Below are 17,570 nucleotides of genomic sequence, written 5' to 3' on the forward strand. Positions count from 1 at the left end.
CCTTGCGGAACCCGATCCCGTGAACAGCGCAGGTTCCCTGCCATACGCTCTTTGTTGGGGAGGCACCGTGCTCGCGGAGAAGGCCGACGCTTGCGCCGACAAACCCGCGTAGCTGAGACCACCCCACCCCGCTCATCTCGTTCCCGCCGCGACAAGCCGCAAGGCCTTGCGCCCTTCCCGGCGACGGGACGGGGAGGATTGTAGGGCACGCGCTACCTATGGCGGGGATCGGTCGCTGGTCGTTCGAGATTATGGAGCGGGATCAGGGGGTTGATGGATTTGTTTGCGCGGGTTGGCGAAGGATTGTCAGCAGATGGACGCTACAAGCGAGGCACCAATCGTTGATCCTTCTTCCGCAAGGGGAGAAGGGTCAGAGGTGCGGCCCCACCTTCTTCTCCAGCAACGCGATCAACTCCGGCTGCATGAAGGCGTAGTCGTCGGGGATGTCGAGGCAGATGACGCGGGCGCGCTTCAGATGGGCCCTGAAGCGGCGCTGGAGTTTGGCGCGGTGGGCACGCTCCATGACGAAGATGATGTCGGCCCATTCCACCAGTTCGGCGGAGCATTCCTCCTCCGCGTCAGGGGCCAGGCCGGCGGAGGCGGTCTCGACGCCGGGCCATGAGGCGAACACCTGTTCGGCCGTGGGGGAGCGGAGGCGGTTGCGGGCGCAGACGGAGAAAGTTGGTCACCTTCTGTTGTTAGAAGGGTGGTTTAGACTCGATAACTAACACATAGAAGAACAAGCAGGGTGCCGCGAGCAGAGCGAGCAAGGCGACTAAGCCGATGTAAAAATTTGCGACTTTTCCACTTACCGGCCTCCCCGATTCCGCCAGTCGATTAATCCAGTGTGAGCTTGGTGGCCGGGGTTCTCCTTTAGAGATCGCCCGCTTCTCATCAGCAATCTCGAAAAGATCTCGGACGACCATCATGACGGGGATTACGATCAGGCCCCAGAAGCTGAAATCGACCCAGCGACCAAAATTCAATTTCTCATGGAATCCCACGATTGAACTTTCGGCAGCCGAGACGGTCGCACCATCTCCTCCCGTGGCTCCTTGAACCAAGAGGATCATCTCAATCCCCATATTCGGCAGGAGCCTGTCGGTCGCTATTTCGCAGGAGTTTCCTCTACAAGCTCCTGCCACAGGGCTCCTGGTCAGATTGTGCCTGACTAGACGCAGATCGAGGATCGTTCCTCGTGGAACACTCACAACGAGGCGAGGGTCAAGAACTGCAGCATCAATGGTTTGATTTCCCGAATTCCAGACCTTGAGCTTCACGGTGCTGAGCTCTTTTAGCGGAACGGACCTGCCATTCACCAGCGCTACGAAGGGTGTGCCCGACCTGAACGTCGATAGCTCTGCCGCATCGGTGTAAGCTATGGTGTAGTTTATGCGCCCCTGCTGCCAAGTTATGACGGCCACGACCAGGGCCGCGACACCCAAGATGACGGCGAGCCAAGCTGGATTTTTTAGACCTCCAATCATAGCGGAATATTATCGTGCTTCTTCCACGGGTTCTCCTGCACCTTGCCCTTCAGCGTCCGTAGCGCCTTGATCAGCCTTCTCCGCGTCCCGTGGGGCATGATCACGTCGTCGATATAGCCGAGGCCCGCCGCCACGAAGGGGTTGGCGAAGCGGGCCTTGTATTCGGCCTCGCGGGCGGCGAGGGCTTCGGGGTCGCCGGCCTCCTTGCGGAAGATGATCTCGACCGCGCCCTTGGCGCCCATGACGGCGATTTCGGCGCTGGGCCAGGCGTAGTTGACGTCGCCGCGCAGGTGTTTGGAGCTCATCACGTCATAGGCACCGCCATAGGCCTTGCGCGTGATCAGGGTCAGTTTGGGGACGGTGGCCTCGGCATAGGCGAACAGCAGCTTGGCACCATGCTTGATCAGGCCGCCGTATTCCTGGCGCGTGCCGGGCATGAAGCCGGGGACGTCGACGAAGGTCACCAGCGGCAGGCCGAAGGCGTCGCAGAAGCGGACGAAGCGGGCGGCCTTGCGGCTGGAGTCGATGTCCAGCACGCCCGCGAGGACCTGGGGCTGGTTGGCGACGATGCCGACCGGCTGGCCGTCCAGACGGCCGAAGCCGCAGACGATGTTCTTGGCGAAGTCCGCGCCGATCTCGAAGAAGTCGGCCTCGTCCACCGTCTTCAGGATCAGCTCCTTGATGTCATAGGGCTGGTTCGGATTGGCGGGGACCAGAGTGTCCAGCGAGGCCTCGTCCCGCTCCGGATCGTCATAGCTGTCGCGGACCGGCGGCTTTTCGCGGTTGGACAGGGGCAGAAAGCCGATCAAGCGGCGGACCTCGGACAGGGCCTCCAGATCGTTCTCGAACGCCCCGTCGGCGACGCCCGACTTGCCGGCATGGACGCGGGCCCCGCCCAGGTCTTCGTGCGTCACGACCTCGTTGGTGACGGTCTTCACCACGTCCGGGCCGGTGACGTACATGTAGGAGGTGTCCTTCACCATGAAGATGAAGTCGGTGATGGCGGGGGAATAGACGTCGCCGCCCGCACAGGGGCCCATGATCACGCTGATCTGGGGGATGACGCCGCTGGCCAGGGTGTTCTGCAGGAAGATGTCGGCATAGCCGGCGAGGGATTCCACGCCTTCCTGGATGCGCGCGCCGCCGGCGTCGAACAGGCCGATGATGGGGGCGCCGTTGGTCAGGGCCATCTTCTGCAGCTTGACGATCTTGGCCGCATGCGCGCCGGACAGAGAGCCGCCGAAGACGGTGAAATCCTTGGAGAAGACATAGACCAGACGGCCACCGATGGTGCCGCGACCGGTGACCACGCCGTCGCCGGGGATGCGCTGTTTCTCCATGCCGAAGTCGTGGGAGCGGTGCTCCACGAACATGTCGGTTTCCTCGAACGATCCTTCGTCCAGCAGGACCTCGATCCGCTCGCGCGCGGTCAGCTTGCCCTTCTTGTGCTGGGCCGCGATCCGGGCCTCGCCTCCCCCCAGTTTGGCGGCGGCACGGCGGGCTTCGAGCTGGTCGAGGATGTCTTGCATGAGGCGTCTCCTTGAGGGGCGAGGCTTAAGGAGACGCAGGGCCGGTGGCAAGGTGTTGGCCGCCGCGTCTGGTGGCAGATGGTCAGCCGGTCAGGGCGGCCAGACGGGTCAGTTCGGCGACGTGGGCGGAGAAGGCCTTGCGACCCTTGGCGGTCAGGCTGGCCCAGGTGCGCTGGCGCCCGTCCTGGGTCATCTTGCTGAGCGCGATATAGCCCGCCTCCTCCAGCAGCTTCAGATGCTTGGACAGGACCGAGTCCGACACCTTGATGGCGTCGCGCAGCATGGCGAACTCCGCATCCGAGACGGACGACAGAATGGCGCAGATCTGCAGCCGGCCGGGGGCGTGGATCAGGGTGTCGAGGGCGGGGGCTGTGCTCATCCCTGCCCCGCCAGAAGATCGCGGCGATAGGCCCGCATCCACAGCCGCCCGCCGATGATGCCGGTGACGCCGGCCAGGGCTCCGGCCACGATCGGGGCCCAGAACGGTCCGTCGAACAGCCGGGTCCAGAAGGACAGGCCCATCAGCCCCATCAGGACGGCCACCATGACCCAGGCCACCCAGCGCGCGCGAGGCGGGGTGTAGCCGCTGACCCACCAGCCCGTCCGCTTGCGCCACCACTGCACCATGAAGACCAAGGCGACGATGGAGAGCACCAGCGTCATCGAACTCCACGGCTGGGGCAAGCCCGCCCCGCCGACCATCAGGGCCAGCATGCCGCCATAGGCCAGGTCCCAGCCGAAGGGATAGTTCAGTGTCTCTCCCACCTTGGCACGGGCGGCCTGGATGGAAGCCAGAGCTTCCTGCGGTGTCGGGTCTTGGGTCATGGACATTCCTCACTTTCCGATATGGAAAGCGTATCATGACTTTCCATGATGGCAAGCGATAGTTTTCCAGATTGGAAAGTTAGCTTTCGAGCGCCTTGAACCACCGTTCCAGCAGCACGGCCTCGGCGCGGCGCAGGGCCGTGCGTTCGGCATTGTCGGCGTCGACGCCCCACTGCTCTTCCTGGAAGGCCTCCTCCAGCCGGGACAGGTCGAAGGCTGCCTCGCCGGTCAGGGATCGGCGCTGCAGGGCCAGGCCCAGGACCGCGCTGCCCAGCAGGGGTACGGCGGTGGCGAGACCGGTCAAGGCGAAGTCGTCCAGCGACAGGGCGAGGTCGCGCACGCGGGCAATGGCGGTGGGGTCCTGGGCCCTGTGGACGATGCCCTCGGCGGGTTCCAGAACGACGCCCAGTTGGTTCGCGGCCCAGTCCCGCCAGGGGGCCCACTCCCGGGCTTGCCGTGTGACCAGCGGGGTCGGGTGTTCGGCCAGGTAGCAGAGGGCGTCGGAGCCGGCATAGGCGGCGATCTCGTCGGCGACGGGCTCCCGCGTCTGGCTGACACGGTCGATGGCGGTGGAGGCCAGGCGGGTGGCGGGCATGGTGCCGGGCTCGATGAACTCGCCCTGCACGGCCCATTCCTCGGCGACCAGGCGGGCGGCGGCCTCGGTCGGCAGGGTCAGCTTCGCATGGGCGGGGGTCTTGGGCGTGCGGCCATCGAGGGTGACGGACCAGCCGCCCTCCCCTTCGACGACATCGACGGCTTTCCAGAACCGCTTCAGCCGCTCTTCGGATTCGCGGAAGCCCTTGCGGGCGGCGACCATGGGATCGAGGGGCGGGATATGGCTCATGACAGGGTCTCAGGCGGCGAGGCGGTCGGAGGCGAAACGCGCCAGCGCCGCCTCCAGATCGGGAAAGTCGATGGCGACATGGTGGGCACCCGCGGCGAACTGTTCCTCGGGCGTGTGAAAGCCCCAGGCGACGCCCAGCGGATGCGCCCCGGCGGCCAGAGCCATGCCGATGTCATGGGCCGTGTCGCCGATCATGGTGGTGGTGGCGGGGTCGGCTCCGCAGGCGGTCATGGCGGCATGCAGCATGGCGGGATCGGGCTTGCCGGGGCCATCCTCGGCACAGTGGCTGGAGATGAACAGGTCGGCCCAGCCCTCGCGCGCCAGATTGCGGGCCACGCCGCGCCGGTTCTGACCCGTCGCCAGGGCCAGACGCCAGCCATCGCGATGCAGGCGGCGCAGCGTCTCCATGGTGCCGGGATAGAGCGGCTCCTCGTGACCGGCGTCGTACATGCGACCGAAGCTGGCGCGGAACTCGGCGGTGAAGCGGTCCAGTTCAGGCGGCGTCAGGCCCGGTTCCAGCACGGCCAGGGCGTGCGGCAGGGACAGGCCGACAATCTGGCGGACACGATCGTAGTGGGGATCGGGCAGGCCCAGAGCACGCGCGGCCTCTGTGGCGGCCTGATGGATGGAGGCGCGGCTGTCGACCAGCGTCCCGTCGATGTCGAAGACAGCCAAAGGACGCGCAGAGGTCGGTCGGGTCATGCGGGCACCACGTCGAAGGCGATGGTCAGGCGGGTCTGGTCGCCCTCGAACGGCACCGTGCCGTGCCACATGTAGGACGGGAACAGCACCAGCTTGCCGGGCTCGGGTTTCTCGAAATGCTGATGCGGCAGGTCGGGCGTGAAGGGGGCCCCGCCAAAGCCGATCCAGCCCTGCCGTCCTTCGGCGTGAACCGCATCGGGCAGGTCAATGTAGCAGGCCGAGGACAACCAGCCCTCGGGGTGGATATGGGCGGCGTGATAGCCGCCGGGTTTCAGCTGGACGGACCAGGCTCCGGACAGGCGATAGCTGCCGGTGCTGCGGCGGCGCACAGGGTCGGTGCCTGTGCCGTGCCGGGCGATGTGCCGGCGGATCGGGCCGTCGATGGCGGTGAAGAAGGCGCGGATGGCCGGGTCGGTGCTGGTCAGCAGGCTGGCCGTCGTCTGGGTGCCGTGACGCAGGCTCTGGCCCAGCGGATGGGTGGTCAGGCCGTGCAGGCAACGCAGGGCCTTGGCCAGATCGGCGAGGTAGTCCGGCAGGCTGGTCCAGGGCGCGGGGGTGTCGATAGTCCAGGCCCCGACCATGGTGTCGTAGTCATAGAGTTCGGCGGCGCGCGGGTCGCCCGCCTGCCGCCAGGCCACGGCTTGCAGGCTGAGGGCGTTCTGATCCTCGGGCAGAGCCTTCAAGACCGCATCGATCAGCGGCTGGGCGGCGTCAGGCTGCGAGCGGGCCAGATGGACCTCGGCCAGTTTCAGCGCCGTGCGTATGTCGGCGCGCAGGGCATGGGCGGCGCGGGCATGGGCCAAAGCGCGGTCCTTGTCGACGCCCAGCGCGGCCTGGATCGCGGCCAGTTCGATTTCCGGGTGGCTACCGTCGGCGGTCAAGGCTGCCAGCACGATATCGGGGGCGGTGCCGACGTACTCCATCACCGTGGCGCGGGCGATGCGTAGGTCGATGGCACCCGGGGCCGCCGCCAACGCCGCCTCAAAGGGTTGCAGCGCGGCTTGGGCGTCACCGCTTCGCATCCAGATCAGCTGCGCCAGATCGCGGACGGCCTCGGCATAGGCGGGGCGGCGCGTCAGGGCCTGTCGATAGGCGGCGTCGGCTTCGTCGAACCGATCCTGGGCCAGAAGGGCCCGGGCGAGCACCAGCCAGGTTTCGGGGGCATCGCCGGCCTTGGCGAAGGCGCGGCGGACGGCAGCTTCAGCCTCTGCGGCCCGGCCCATGTCGCCCAGAAGGGCCGCCAGATTGTGCTCGGCGACGGCGCTGGTCGGGCGCTGCGCGACCTCGGCCCGGCGCAGGACCAGCGCCACATCCAGCCGCCCGATCCGCTTCAGCAGGACCTGGGCCTCGGGCAGACGTCCGGCCGCGGCCAGCGCATGCGCCTGTTGCAGGACGGCGGCCGTCGTCGTCAACGCTGACGCCTCACGCCCTCGAACGGATCGCTCTCGTCGCCCTCGCTGGGGTCGAAGCCGAAGTGGGCGAAGCCGGCCTTCATTTCGGGCGACAGGGGGGCCGTGACCTTCAGGACGCCGCCGCGCGGATGATCCAGTTCGATGCTGCGGGCGTGAAGCTGGAGCTTCAGCGGGCCGGACAGCTCCCTGGATTTGTCGTCCCCGTATTTGGGATCGCCCAGGATGGGGTGGCCGATGCCGGACATGTGGGCGCGCAGCTGATGCGTCCGGCCGGTGAAGGGGCGGAGCGCCATCCAGGAAGCGCGGTGGGCGGCTCTGGAAATGGTGGCGAAGGCGGTCTCGGCCGGTTCGGCGCGCGGGTCCTTGCGGTCGGCGGGGCGCATCATCTCGAAGTCGTTGATGCCGGTCTTCTTCAGCGGCATGTCGATCTGACCGGCGGCGGGCTTGGGGTTGCCGATAACGATGGCCCAGTAGGTCTTCTTGGCCTGTCGCCGGGCGAAGGCACCCGCCAGTCGCTTGGCCGCCTCCGGCCCCTTGCCCAGCAACAGCACGCCGGAGGTGTCGCGGTCCAGACGGTGGACCAGACGCGGGCGGTCCATCCCCTCGCCCCAGGCGCCCAGCAGGCGGTCGACGTGGCGGCTGGTCTTGGTGCCGCCCTGCACGGCCAGGCCGTGGGGCTTGTTGATGGCGATGACCATGTCGTCCTCGTACAGGACCAACGACTTGGCGAACGCGATGTCCTTCTCGGACAGGGTATGAGCATCGCCCGCCTGGCGCGAAGTATCGTCGGGGATCGGCGGCACGCGTACGGCAGCCCCGGCGGTCAGACGGCCTTCGGGCTTGATGCGGGCCCCGTCCACGCGGATCTGGCCACTGCGGGCCATCTTCTGCACCTGGATGTTGGACAGGTGCGGCCAGCGGCGACGGAACCAGCGGTCCAGCCGGATGCCGTCCTCGTCCTCAGCGACGTAGATGGTCAGGACTTCGCGCTTGGGCGGCGCATCGGCCTCGCGGATCGGTTCATCAGTCAAAGGGCGGCTCCGAAGGCTCGGCGGGCGACCATCAGGCCGATAAACAGGGCGAGGATCGACAGCACCACCGAGGCGGCAACATAGCCTCCTGCGAGGGCCAGCTGGCGTTTCTCGATCATCAGGGCCGTCTCCAGCGAGAAGGCCGAAAAGGTGGTGAAGCCGCCCAGGATGCCAACGGCGGCGAACAGGCGGATGCTCTCGGCATACAGGCCTCCGCGAAAGGCCAGCCAGCCGGTCAGGGCACCCATCAGCAGGCCGCCGACGATGTTGACCGTCAGCGTGCCCCACGGCCAGTGCGAGGCACCCAGCCGACCCGCCAGCGTGCCGACGCCGTAGCGGGCCACGGCCCCCAGCGCTCCGCCTGCTGCAACGATCAGAAAACGTGTCATGATGCGGGCTTATACGCCGGATTGCGGCAATGCGAAGGGAGGCGCGCGTGCTTGATCTGACCCTGGCGGTCCTGCACCACATTCTGGTGTTCGGACTGGTGGCCATGCTGGCCATCGAGCGAACCCTGCTGAAGGCCCCGGAGATCGAGACGCGGCGTCTGGCGGGGCTGGACGGCGGCTATGGCCTGACGGCGGTTCTGGTGCTGGCGGTCGGGGTCGCGCGCGCGATCTGGGGCGGCAAGGGCTGGGCTTTTTACGAGGCCAACCCCTTCTTCTGGGCAAAGCTGGCGATCTTCACCGTGATCGGCCTGATCTCCATCCCGCCTACGATAGCCTTTATCAAATGGGCGCGGGCCAGCAAGGCCGATGCGGGGTGGCAGCCGGACGCTGCGGCGGTCGCGAGCGCCCGCCGCTGGGTTGGGATCGAGCTGCTGCTCATCTTTCCGCTGGTGGCCTGTGCCGCAGCGATGGCACGGTGGCCGTTCTAGCGACCCAGGCTGCTGCGCACGTCGCGGGCGTCATAGGCCGTCGGCCGGTCCGGCTTGCGGCCCTCGCCCATGATGACTTCTAGCACGGTCGAGGTCGGCTGAGGCCCGCTGAAGTTCAGGCCGACACCGACGCCGACGCCCGAAGAACGCCAGCCGCCATAGTTGCTGGACCCTGCGCCGATGGAGACGCTGGGGCGCACGCCGCCCGCGCTGTCGGGGCGGCCGTTGATCCAGCGCTGGGTGACCTCGAACCAGTCGTTGCCGGTTTCGATGGTCAGGTCCGCCGCGCGCAACAGGGCATAGTCCGCCACGGGACGGGGATCGCCGACGCCTCGATAGGTGATCTGATAGCGGTTGGACTCGATCCGCTGCTCCGAATAGCCCTGCCCACCCGGCGACGACTGCGGGCCATAGGGCGACAGGCTGGCACAGGCGGTCAGCGACAGGGCGGTTAGGGCGACGGCGGCGAGTGAGAAGCGGTTCATGGCGGAACTCCGGATATATCGTCTTTAGCGTATCACGACCCGCGTTCGTTCCCACTGCTTAGCCGGCTGTCGACAGCCCTGCGGCAACCTTCAGCGCCTCGAAGTCGGCAGGCACCGACGCTTCCAGCGTGCAATACCCGCCCTCCGGGTGCGGAAACACAAGCTTCGACGCATGCAGCATCAGCCGGGACGCAGGTTTGCCCGCAAATGTCAGCGCCCCGCCGTAGCGGGCGTCCCCCGCCAAGGGCCGCCCTATGGAAGCCATATGGACCCGCAGCTGGTGCATGCGGCCCGTGGCGGGATCCAGCTCGACCAGGGCACCGTCCTCGGACGCCGCCAGGGTGCGATAGCGGCTGAGCGCGGCCTGGGCCCCCGCCGTTTCGGGGGCGACGACGCGCATATAGCTTTCACGCCCGATCTCCTGACGCAGCAGGGGGGCGTCGATGATGCCGGATGCGGGTTCGGGCGCTGAGGACAGCAGGGCCAGATAGGTCTTCTTGAACCGCCGCGCCTGCATGGCCTTGCCCAGGAACCCGGCCGCCGGCTTGGTCTTGGCCGCCAGGATGACGCCCGAGGTGTCGCGGTCCAGCCGATGCACCAGCTCCGGCCGCTTGCCGTTCGACCGCGCAAAGGCCCACAGCAGGTCGTCCAGCGTATGCGCCTGAATGCGCCCGCCCTGGCTGGACAGGCCGCTGGGCTTGTTGAAGGCGATGACGTGCGGATCCTCGTGGATCACCCACGACCGAACGGCGGCGATGTCTTCAGGCGAAAGGTCGGCGGGGATGCGGGTCACGGCGCGTGCATACGCGACCCGCACACATCCGTCAGCCCGTCAGCGCAGCACGCCCTTTCTGCGCATGTTGAAGGCGTAGACGAACAGCAGCACCGTGATGACCATGATGACGTAGGGCATCCACTTCATCATCGCCATGTCCGGTGCCAGCGGCGGCGGGTCCATAAACTGGCCGTAGATCAGGCTGACGACGGCACCGATCAGCGACAGGGCAAAGGCCCAGACCGCGAACCGGTTGCGCAACAGCAGCAGGATCGAGCCGATCACTGCGCCCCAGACGCCCAGGGTCCAGGGCACATACATCCAGTCCGGCATGGCGAGGAAATAGTCGATCATCCCCTGATCGAACTTCATCTCACGCAGATAGGCCTCCCCGCGCGTAATGGTGCTGACGAAGTCGAAGGCCCCGAAGGCATTCCACAGCAGCGAAACCACCCCGACCACCCACAGGTGCCACGGCGTCCTTAAAGTCATCTGGTTCATCCACCCCTCCCAAGGTTGAGGCGAATACGCTACGCCCGCTGCGCCAAGCTTGGCAATGAACGCCGATCAGTCAGCGGCGTCCTTTTCGGCCCGCATCGCCGCCCAGCGGTCCAGCCGGGCCTTGACCTTCTCCTCATGCCCCTCGCCCTTCGGCGCGTAGAAGACGCGGCGTTTCATGCCGTCGGGGAAGAAGTTGGCGCCGGAGAAGCCCTCGGGCGTGGAGGGGTCGTACTGGTAGCCCTTGCCGTAGCCGAGCGACTTCATCAGCTTTGTCGGCGCGTTGCGGATATGGGCCGGCGGCATCAGGGAGCCGGTTTCGTGCGCGGCCTTTTTCGCGGCCTTGAAGGCTTCGTAGACCCCCACCGACTTGGGGGCCGTGGCCAGATGAACCACCGCCTGGGCCAAGGCCAATTCGCCCTCCGGGCTGCCCAGGAAATCGTAGGTGTCCTTGGCGGCGTTGGCGACCAGCAGCGACAGGGGGTCGGCCTCGCCGATATCCTCGACCGCCATCCGCACGATGCGCCGCGCCAGATACAGCGGGTCCTCGCCCCCGTTCAGCATCCTCGCCAGCCAGTAGAGCGCCGCGTCGGGGTCCGACCCGCGTACGGATTTGTGCAGGGCAGAGATCAGATTGTAGTGCTCCTCCCGGCTCTTGTCATAGGCGGGCGCGCGTTTCTGCAGGATGCCGGCCAAGGCCTGCACATCCAGCGGTTCAACGTCCTGAAGGTCGAACAGCACCTCCGACATGGTCAGCAGATAGCGGCCGTCCCCATCGGCCAGGGCCAGCAGCGCCTGCCGGGCCTCGGGTGTCAGCGGCAGGGCCTTCGCTTCTTGCGCCTCCGCCCGCACCAGCAGCTGATCCAGGGCCGCATCGTCCAGCCGCTTCAGCACATAGACCTGGCTGCGGGACAGCAAGGCCCCGTTCAGTTCGAACGATGGGTTTTCGGTCGTGGCCCCGACCAGGGTCACGATCCCCTCCTCCACGAACGGCAGGAAGCCATCCTGCTGGGCGCGGTTGAAGCGGTGGATCTCGTCGACGAACAGCAGGGTCGATTGACCCGCCGCTCGGCGCATGCGGGCCGCCTCGAACGCCTTCTTCAGGTCAGCGACGCCGGAGAAGACCGCGCTGATCTGCTGGAACTGATATCCCGCCGCCTGGGCCAGCAGGCGGGCGATGGTGGTCTTGCCGGTGCCGGGCGGACCCCACAGGATCATGGAGCCCAGCCGCCCGGCCTCGATCATCCGCCGGATCGGCCCGCCCTCGCCCAACAGATGGTCCTGCCCCACCACCTCCTCCAGCGTGCGCGGGCGCAGCCGGTCAGCCAGGGGCGCGTCGGGAGGATGGATGCCGGAGGCTTCGAACAGGTCAGTCATGGATGCAACATGGCCCTTCTCCCCTTGCGGGAGAAGGTGGCAGTCCCGGACTTGATCCGGGACTGACGGATGAGGGGTCACGCCGACCTTTCCGAGTGACACGTTATGCGACACGCCAGCTTTGCGACCAGGCGACCCCTCATCCACCCCTCCGGGGCACCTTCTCCCGCAAGGGGAGAAGCGATAAGCTCGTGCTCATGACCGATGCGACCCAGCAAGGCCCGACCGCAGGGGTGACGCCCCATCTGACCATCCCGTCGCGCGGGGGACAGGCGGCGCTGGAGTTCTATGCCCGCGCCTTCGGGGCGCAGGTGTTGGACCAGAAGCTGGCCGAGGACGGCGAGCGGCTGATCCATGCCCATCTGCTGATCAACGGGGCCAGCGTCATGCTGCATGACGAGTTCCCCGAATATGGCCATGAGCCCGACGTGGTGCCGCGCGGCGTGACCCTGCATCTCCAGGTCGACGACGCCGACGAATGGTGGACCCGCGCCCTGCTGAACGCCGCCATCCCGGTCCTGCCCATTGCCGATCAGTTCTGGGGCGACCGCTACGGACAGTTGCGCGATCCGTTCGGCCACAGCTGGTCGATCGGGTCGCCGATCAGGGGCTAGCGCGCCAGCAGAATGCCTTGCTGACCTCTGCGCTGCACGGTCAGCCGTGCGCCACGCTGGATGTTCGATAGCTGCCCAACCGTCGTCACCGGGCGCTCGTTGACGGCAAGGACGACATCGCCACTCTGAAGACCGATGCCCCGTCGCGCGTAACTGCGTGGATCGACGCGGACCAGAATGACCCCGTTTGCGAATGGGTCACCGCCCAGACGATCAGCCAGGGCCGGATTGAGGGTAATCGCCTGAACCCCCGCCAAAGCAGCGGCATCGATTACGGCGGCCTTTTCGATATCGGCATCGCCCGGCAAGGTCTGGACCCGCGCATCGATCGTCTGCGGCCGTCCGTCGCGCAGGATCGAGACCTGGACCGTCTGGTTCGGTTCGCGCGTGCCGACGCGGAAGTTCAGGCCGCCCTGATCGTTGATCTCCGCCCCGTCGATGGCGGTGATGACGTCGCCCTCGCGGATGCCGGCGCGGGCACCGGGTCCGCCGGCATAGACGTCGGTAATGATGATGCCTTGCGGCCGCTCCAGACCCAGGCTGCGGGCGATGTCGGCGCTGACGCTGTCGCCCTTGACGCCCAGCCAGGGGCGGACGACCACCCTGGCCCCGCCGACGGCGCTGTCGACCACGCGCTTGACCATCGAAGCCGGGACCGCGAAGCCGACGCCTGCAGACGTGCCGGAGCGGCTGAAGATGGCGGTGTTGATGCCGATCAGATCCCCGTCCATGTCGACCAGAGCCCCGCCGGAGTTGCCGGGATTGATGGCGGCGTCGGTCTGGATGAAGGAGCCTGAATCGCTGATCCCCGTCTCGGTCCGGTTCAGGGCCGAGATGATGCCGTTGGTCACCGTCTGGCCGACCCCAAAGGGGTTACCGATGGCCAGGACCAGATCGCCGATCTGCTGTTCCTCGCGGTCGTCGATGTTCAGGACGGGCAGGCTTTCGCTGACGCCTTCCAGTTGCAGCACGGCGATGTCGGAGCGTTCGTCGGCCAGGATGACGCGGGCCGAGAACTCTCGCCGGTCGTTCAGCACGACCTTGATCTCCTGCATGCCGTTGATGACGTGATAGTTGGTCACCACAACCCCGTCGGGCCGTACGATGACGCCGGAGCCGACCGAGCCGACCTGCTGGGATCGCGGGCCTTGACCGAACATCGACCAGAAGGGGTCCTGTACCTGCTGGACGCCTCGACCCGAAACATTGACCACGGCGGGGGCGGCGGTGCGGACCACCGGCGCGAAGCTGGATTTCATGGCGGCCGCATCGCCGGGTACGATGCGGTTGTCGGCGAAGACGCCGTCCTGGGCCTTTGAATCGTTCGGCTGGCCGCAGGCGGCGAGGGTCAGGGCGAGGGCGGCGGCGGTCAGGGTCTTCATGGTCATCCGGATCAGATAGGTCGAACGTCCCCCCGCGCAATCCAGCTACGGATTTTGGACGGGATCAAGGCGGGCGGCCGTTGCATCCTGCGCTCCGCAGCCAACATTGCAGAAGCTTAATCTGCCAAGGTGTCAAACAGGCTTGTCAGCCACCGAACCGCCGGGCAGGTTCCCTTGCATGAACGCTGTGATCGAAACACGGGGTCTGACCAAGACCTACGGCACCGTCCACGCCCTGAACGGGCTGGACCTGACCATTCCCAAGGGCGGCGTCTATGGCGTGCTGGGGCCAAACGGGGCGGGCAAGTCGACCCTGTTCCGCATCCTGCTGGGCCTGATCCGGCCGACGCAAGGTTCGGCGACGGTGATGGGCGGGGCCATCGGCGACATCGCCGCCATGCGCCGCATGGGCTCGATGATCGAGACGCCTCGCTATCCCCCCTATCTGACCGCGCGTCAGGCGCTGAAGTGGCTGGCGCTCAGCCACGGCATGGCCAACACCGTCGATATTCCCCGCTGGCTGGACCGCGTGGGTCTGAGCGAGGCGGCGGACCGGCGCGTGCGTGGTTTCTCGGTCGGCATGCTGCAACGGCTGGGTGTCGCCGCGGCCCTGCTGAACGAGCCGGAGCTGATCATTCTCGATGAGCCCACCAGCGGCATGGATCCGCCCGGCATTCAGGAAATGCGGGCCCTGATCCGCTCGCTGGCCCACGACGACGGCGTGACCGTGGTTTTGGCCAGCCACCAGCTGCTGGAGGTCCAGCGCGTCTGCGACCGCGTGGCCATCATGAACAAGGGCCGTCTGGTCCGCGAGGGTACGGTCAGCGACCTGACCTCCATCGGCGAACGGCTCAGCCTGTCGGTCACCCCCATCGCCCGCGCGCTGGACGTGCTGGGCACCAAGGGCAAGCACGAGGGCGACGCCGTCCTGGCCGACGTTCCGCGAAACGAGGGGCCGGCGGTCATCCGCGCCCTGGTCGAGGCCGGGATCGACATCAACGAAGCCCGCTGGGTCGGCACCGACCTGGAAAGCATCTTCTTCACCGAGACGGGCGCCGTCCAGACGCCGGAGGCCATCTGATGCTGCTAGACGCCATCCGCGCCGAAGGCTTCCGCCTGTCCAAGAGCCGCACCACCTGGTTCTGGAGCGTGTTCTTCGCCCCCATCCTTTCGCTGATCTTCGGCATTATCGGCGTGGTTTTCCTGAAGGCCAATGAGGCCCAGATCGCGGCGCAGACCGACATCCCGCCCGAGGTCATCGCCATGATGGCCAATGCGCCCATCAATCTGGTGACCGAAATCGTCACGGCGGCGGGCAAGCTGGACAGCATCCTGCTGCTGCCCTTCGTCCTGATCGGGGCGGCGACTCTTTATGCCGCCGACTATCGCTGGGAGACCTGGCGGCTGATCAGCGCCCGCAACAGCCGGACCAACCTGCTGCTCGGCAAGCTGGCCATCGCCGCCCTGCTGAGCCTGATCGCCATCGTCGTGATGCTCCTCAGCGGCGTGGCGGAGACCTTCATCCGCGCGGCTACATTTGATCGCACACTGACCTTCGACATCACCGGCGAGGCGGTCGGCGGCTTCTTCGCTCTCGGGGGCCTGTCCTTCCTGCGGGTCATGCAGTTCACGATGCTGGCCCTACTGACGGCTGTGGTGACCCGGTCGCTGCTGGCGGCCCTGTTCGTGCCGCTGGTCGTGGCCGTGGCGCAGTTCTTCTCGCCTCAACTGTTCCTGACCATGGGGATGCAGCCGGACGCCTGGCTGCCGGTTCTGGCCAATCCGTCTGGCGCGATCGACGCCCTCAAGGCCATCGCCTCAGGCGCAGGGGCCGCACTTCCAGAGGGTCTGGCGCTCAAGGCCTGGGTCAGCATGGCCCTGTGGACGCTGCTGCCCATCGCCGGGGCCATGTTCTGGTTCAACCGGCAGGACCTGTCGAAGGAGTAGCTGGCCGCCTCTGTCGATCACGACAGACAGCGACCCTTCGACATCATTCAGGGTCAGCAAACTCCGTTAGCGGGAAGCTGGAGGTCGCCTTCGCGAGGGCATCGGCACGCGCTGCCTCCAGCGGAAAACCATCGCTGTCGAGCGCGGCTTTATTGGAGGTGTTGCACTTGGTTGTGATTACGTAGTCGTACGTGGCCGATCCTTGTACGATGTTTTTGTAGTCCTCCATCCAGCCTGCCGGCGCGGCAAAGACGAGTTCCGGTCTGGGAGCCCTCAGGCCTTGATCCTTAAGACCGCAGGCCAAACGCTCATACCGTTGCCGGGCGGCATGGACGAAATAGAGGGTGCGCGCCTTGGCAGGCTCGCCCGTGAGCGCATACCACTCACTGGCATCATCCAGGCATCGCTCACGATTGCGCCATATCTCAGCGGCAATCATCTCGGGATTTTCTAGTTCAAGGTCAGCGCGTGGCTTGCGTCCGCAATCGGTGATGTTCTCGCTTGCTTGCCATAGCTCCAGTGTGAGGTTGGGTCTCCAGCCGTTCTCGACAGCGACACGGTGTTCATCCAGGACCTCTTGTTCGAGCCGCTGAGTCTCGCGTGCCCCATTTTTCTCCGAGCCGACCCATATGAGAATGGTGGAGGACAACACGGGCGCAGCTATCAACACTTCCGCCGCGCCAGGCTTATACTTGACGACTTGAATGCCTTTCAGTTCGAACTTGTCAGCGCAAAAGTCGGCGTATCCTGATCGATCGCCGCAGACCCAGTTCCCCAGCAGCCTGCCCTTGGAAACACTCATGCGACGATCGTCGGTGAATATCAGGTAGCCGTTGAATGGCTTTTGAAACTTGACCGCGGCCTCGCTGATCGGTGTGAATGTGCGAACGGTCGATCCACCGCAGGCGGAGAGGACGATGCCCAAGGCCACAAGTATCGGGGTATGGGCTCGCATACTGCGGTCCTCGATCTCAGTTTAGCGATCACGATGCTCGCATCATCACCCTTGCAGGTTAACGGGTCGTCGCGGCGAGCATGGTGATCGACCCTACAGCCGCTTCTCCATGAAGACGTCGGCCCGCGCATAGGGCGTGGGTCGCGGTGGCAGGGCGATGAAACCGTAGCTGCGATACAGGTGGCCGGCGGCTGTCAGGGTGCTGCTGGTCTCAAGGTACAGGCGCGGGGCCCCCGCGGTCCGCGCCGTGGCCTCGCAGGCCTCCAGCAGGCGGCGCGACAGGCCCAGACCGCGGGCTTCGGGCGTCACCGTCATCTTGGCCACCTCATAGCCGCCGTCGTCCATGGCCATCAAGGCGCAGCAGCCCAGGACCTGACCGTCCCGCTCGACCATGAAGATGTGACCGCCGGGGTCCAGGATCGCGCCCTGCGGATCGTCGATGACCTTGCGGTCCTTGGCCTCGATCTCGAACCCGCCTTCCTGCAGCCAGGCGGTGTTGAGCGCGGCCCAGGCCGGGGCGTGCTCGGGACGGAAGGGGACAATGCGGGGTTCGGTCATGCCGTTCGCCTACCTTCACTGCATCGTGGCGACAAGCTACCCCTCGCGCTCATGCAGCGAGCCGCCGCGCGGCGAGCGATAGCGCCAAAAGAAAGAGCGGCTGGATCGCTCCAGCCGCTCTCAAATCTTCGACAGGATCGAAAAGGCTTACGCCTCGTCGTCGCCCTCGACCTCATAGACCGGACCGGAGTCCAGGCCCTTGGCGTCGGCGTCGCGATCGACGAACTCGATGACGGCCATCGGGGCGTTGTCGCCGTGGCGGAAGCCGGCCT

21 protein-coding genes and 1 pseudogene are annotated in these 17,570 nt (G+C 66.4%); 4 read left to right on the plus strand and 18 right to left on the minus strand.

The window, feature by feature from the left end; translation table 11 throughout:
- Window positions 1-370: 370 nt before the first annotated feature.
- From JHC81_RS09815 to crcB, 10 genes are all read right to left on the minus strand, one after another.
- Entirely contained in the window at window positions 371-631 is a 261-nt protein-coding gene (locus JHC81_RS09815) for a phosphotyrosine protein phosphatase (protein ID WP_292173924.1), read from the minus strand.
- 67 nt (window positions 632-698) lie between these two features.
- Entirely contained in the window at window positions 699-1,280 is a 582-nt protein-coding gene (locus tag JHC81_RS09820) for a hypothetical protein (protein WP_292173927.1), read from the minus strand.
- Window positions 1,281-1,483: 203 nt separating this feature from the next.
- The gene (locus JHC81_RS09825; protein WP_292173930.1) at window positions 1,484-3,016 is read right to left on the minus strand and encodes an acyl-CoA carboxylase subunit beta; all 1,533 of its coding nucleotides are present in this window, start codon (window positions 3,014-3,016) and stop codon (window positions 1,484-1,486) included.
- An 82-nt stretch (window positions 3,017-3,098) separates the two neighbouring features.
- Entirely contained in the window at window positions 3,099-3,395 is a 297-nt protein-coding gene (locus tag JHC81_RS09830; RefSeq protein ID WP_292173933.1) for a transcriptional regulator, read from the minus strand.
- Window positions 3,392-3,841, minus strand: coding sequence for a hypothetical protein (locus tag JHC81_RS09835; protein WP_292173936.1), 450 nt, complete (start codon window positions 3,839-3,841; stop codon window positions 3,392-3,394). The genes JHC81_RS09830 and JHC81_RS09835 overlap by 4 nt, the downstream gene beginning before the upstream one ends.
- 79 nt (window positions 3,842-3,920) lie before the next feature.
- A complete protein-coding gene (locus JHC81_RS09840) occupies window positions 3,921-4,685 on the minus strand; it encodes an ATP12 family protein (protein WP_292173938.1) in 765 nt (254 codons plus the stop codon).
- A 9-nt stretch (window positions 4,686-4,694) separates the two neighbouring features.
- Window positions 4,695-5,387 (minus strand): HAD-IA family hydrolase, encoded by a 693-nt coding sequence (locus tag JHC81_RS09845; protein ID WP_292173941.1) that lies wholly within the window; start codon window positions 5,385-5,387, stop codon window positions 4,695-4,697.
- A complete protein-coding gene (locus JHC81_RS09850; protein ID WP_292173944.1) occupies window positions 5,384-6,799 on the minus strand; it encodes a putative 2OG-Fe(II) oxygenase in 1,416 nt (471 codons plus the stop codon). The genes JHC81_RS09845 and JHC81_RS09850 overlap by 4 nt, the downstream gene beginning before the upstream one ends.
- A complete protein-coding gene (locus JHC81_RS09855; RefSeq protein WP_292173946.1) occupies window positions 6,796-7,830 on the minus strand; it encodes an RluA family pseudouridine synthase in 1,035 nt (344 codons plus the stop codon). The genes JHC81_RS09850 and JHC81_RS09855 overlap by 4 nt, the downstream gene beginning before the upstream one ends.
- Complete coding sequence (gene crcB, locus JHC81_RS09860) at window positions 7,827-8,219, minus strand: fluoride efflux transporter CrcB (protein WP_292173948.1); 393 nt, start codon at window positions 8,217-8,219, stop codon at window positions 7,827-7,829. The genes JHC81_RS09855 and crcB overlap by 4 nt, the downstream gene beginning before the upstream one ends.
- Before the next feature lie 47 nt (window positions 8,220-8,266).
- On the opposite strand from crcB, the gene JHC81_RS09865 reads away from it, so the two are divergent.
- Window positions 8,267-8,707, plus strand: a complete 441-nt coding sequence (locus tag JHC81_RS09865) for a DUF2214 family protein (RefSeq protein WP_292173951.1) — start codon at window positions 8,267-8,269, stop codon at window positions 8,705-8,707.
- Here the strand turns inward: JHC81_RS09865 and JHC81_RS09870 are convergent.
- The 4 genes from JHC81_RS09870 to JHC81_RS09885 form a co-directional block, all read right to left on the minus strand.
- Window positions 8,704-9,192, minus strand: a complete 489-nt coding sequence (locus JHC81_RS09870; protein ID WP_292173953.1) for a hypothetical protein — start codon at window positions 9,190-9,192, stop codon at window positions 8,704-8,706. The two genes, JHC81_RS09865 and JHC81_RS09870, sit on opposite strands and share 4 nt — an antisense overlap.
- A gap of 58 nt (window positions 9,193-9,250) precedes the next feature.
- Entirely contained in the window at window positions 9,251-9,985 is a 735-nt protein-coding gene (locus tag JHC81_RS09875; RefSeq protein ID WP_292173956.1) for an RluA family pseudouridine synthase, read from the minus strand.
- A gap of 39 nt (window positions 9,986-10,024) precedes the next feature.
- Window positions 10,025-10,468: a hypothetical protein gene (locus tag JHC81_RS09880; protein WP_292173957.1), complete on the minus strand. Its 444-nt coding sequence runs from the start codon at window positions 10,466-10,468 to the stop codon at window positions 10,025-10,027.
- Window positions 10,469-10,534: 66 nt separating this feature from the next.
- On the minus strand, window positions 10,535-11,842 hold the full coding sequence (locus tag JHC81_RS09885) for a replication-associated recombination protein A (RefSeq protein ID WP_292173958.1): 1,308 nt from the start codon (window positions 11,840-11,842) through the stop codon (window positions 10,535-10,537).
- 197 nt (window positions 11,843-12,039) lie between these two features.
- Between JHC81_RS09885 and JHC81_RS09890 the strand changes: the two genes are divergently transcribed.
- Window positions 12,040-12,456, plus strand: a complete 417-nt coding sequence (locus JHC81_RS09890; protein WP_292173960.1) for a VOC family protein — start codon at window positions 12,040-12,042, stop codon at window positions 12,454-12,456.
- On the opposite strand, the gene JHC81_RS09895 is transcribed toward JHC81_RS09890, so the two are convergent.
- The gene (locus tag JHC81_RS09895) at window positions 12,453-13,838 is read right to left on the minus strand and encodes a trypsin-like peptidase domain-containing protein (protein ID WP_292173962.1); all 1,386 of its coding nucleotides are present in this window, start codon (window positions 13,836-13,838) and stop codon (window positions 12,453-12,455) included. The genes JHC81_RS09890 and JHC81_RS09895 overlap by 4 nt on opposite strands.
- Window positions 13,839-14,016: 178 nt before the next feature.
- On the opposite strand from JHC81_RS09895, the gene JHC81_RS09900 reads away from it, so the two are divergent.
- Window positions 14,017-14,919: an ABC transporter ATP-binding protein gene (locus JHC81_RS09900; protein WP_292173963.1), complete on the plus strand. Its 903-nt coding sequence runs from the start codon at window positions 14,017-14,019 to the stop codon at window positions 14,917-14,919.
- Window positions 14,919-15,785 carry a hypothetical protein gene (locus JHC81_RS09905; RefSeq protein WP_292173966.1) on the plus strand — a complete coding sequence of 289 codons (867 nt, stop codon included), beginning with the start codon at window positions 14,919-14,921 and terminating at the stop codon, window positions 15,783-15,785. The genes JHC81_RS09900 and JHC81_RS09905 overlap by 1 nt, the downstream gene beginning before the upstream one ends.
- A 43-nt stretch (window positions 15,786-15,828) precedes the next feature.
- Here JHC81_RS09905 and JHC81_RS09910 read toward each other — a convergent pair whose 3' ends face one another.
- The 3 genes and pseudogenes from JHC81_RS09910 to JHC81_RS09920 all read right to left on the minus strand — a co-directional run.
- Entirely contained in the window at window positions 15,829-16,740 is a 912-nt protein-coding gene (locus JHC81_RS09910; RefSeq protein WP_292173968.1) for a hypothetical protein, read from the minus strand.
- A 93-nt stretch (window positions 16,741-16,833) separates the two neighbouring features.
- Window positions 16,834-17,298, minus strand: a complete 465-nt coding sequence (locus JHC81_RS09915; protein WP_292173971.1) for a GNAT family N-acetyltransferase — start codon at window positions 17,296-17,298, stop codon at window positions 16,834-16,836.
- Window positions 17,299-17,445: 147 nt separating this feature from the next.
- Window positions 17,446-17,570, minus strand: a pseudogene (locus JHC81_RS09920) (50S ribosomal protein L17); the annotation flags it as partial.

The organism is Brevundimonas sp., from assembly GCF_016463295.1.
Lineage (GTDB): Bacteria > Pseudomonadota > Alphaproteobacteria > Caulobacterales > Caulobacteraceae > Brevundimonas.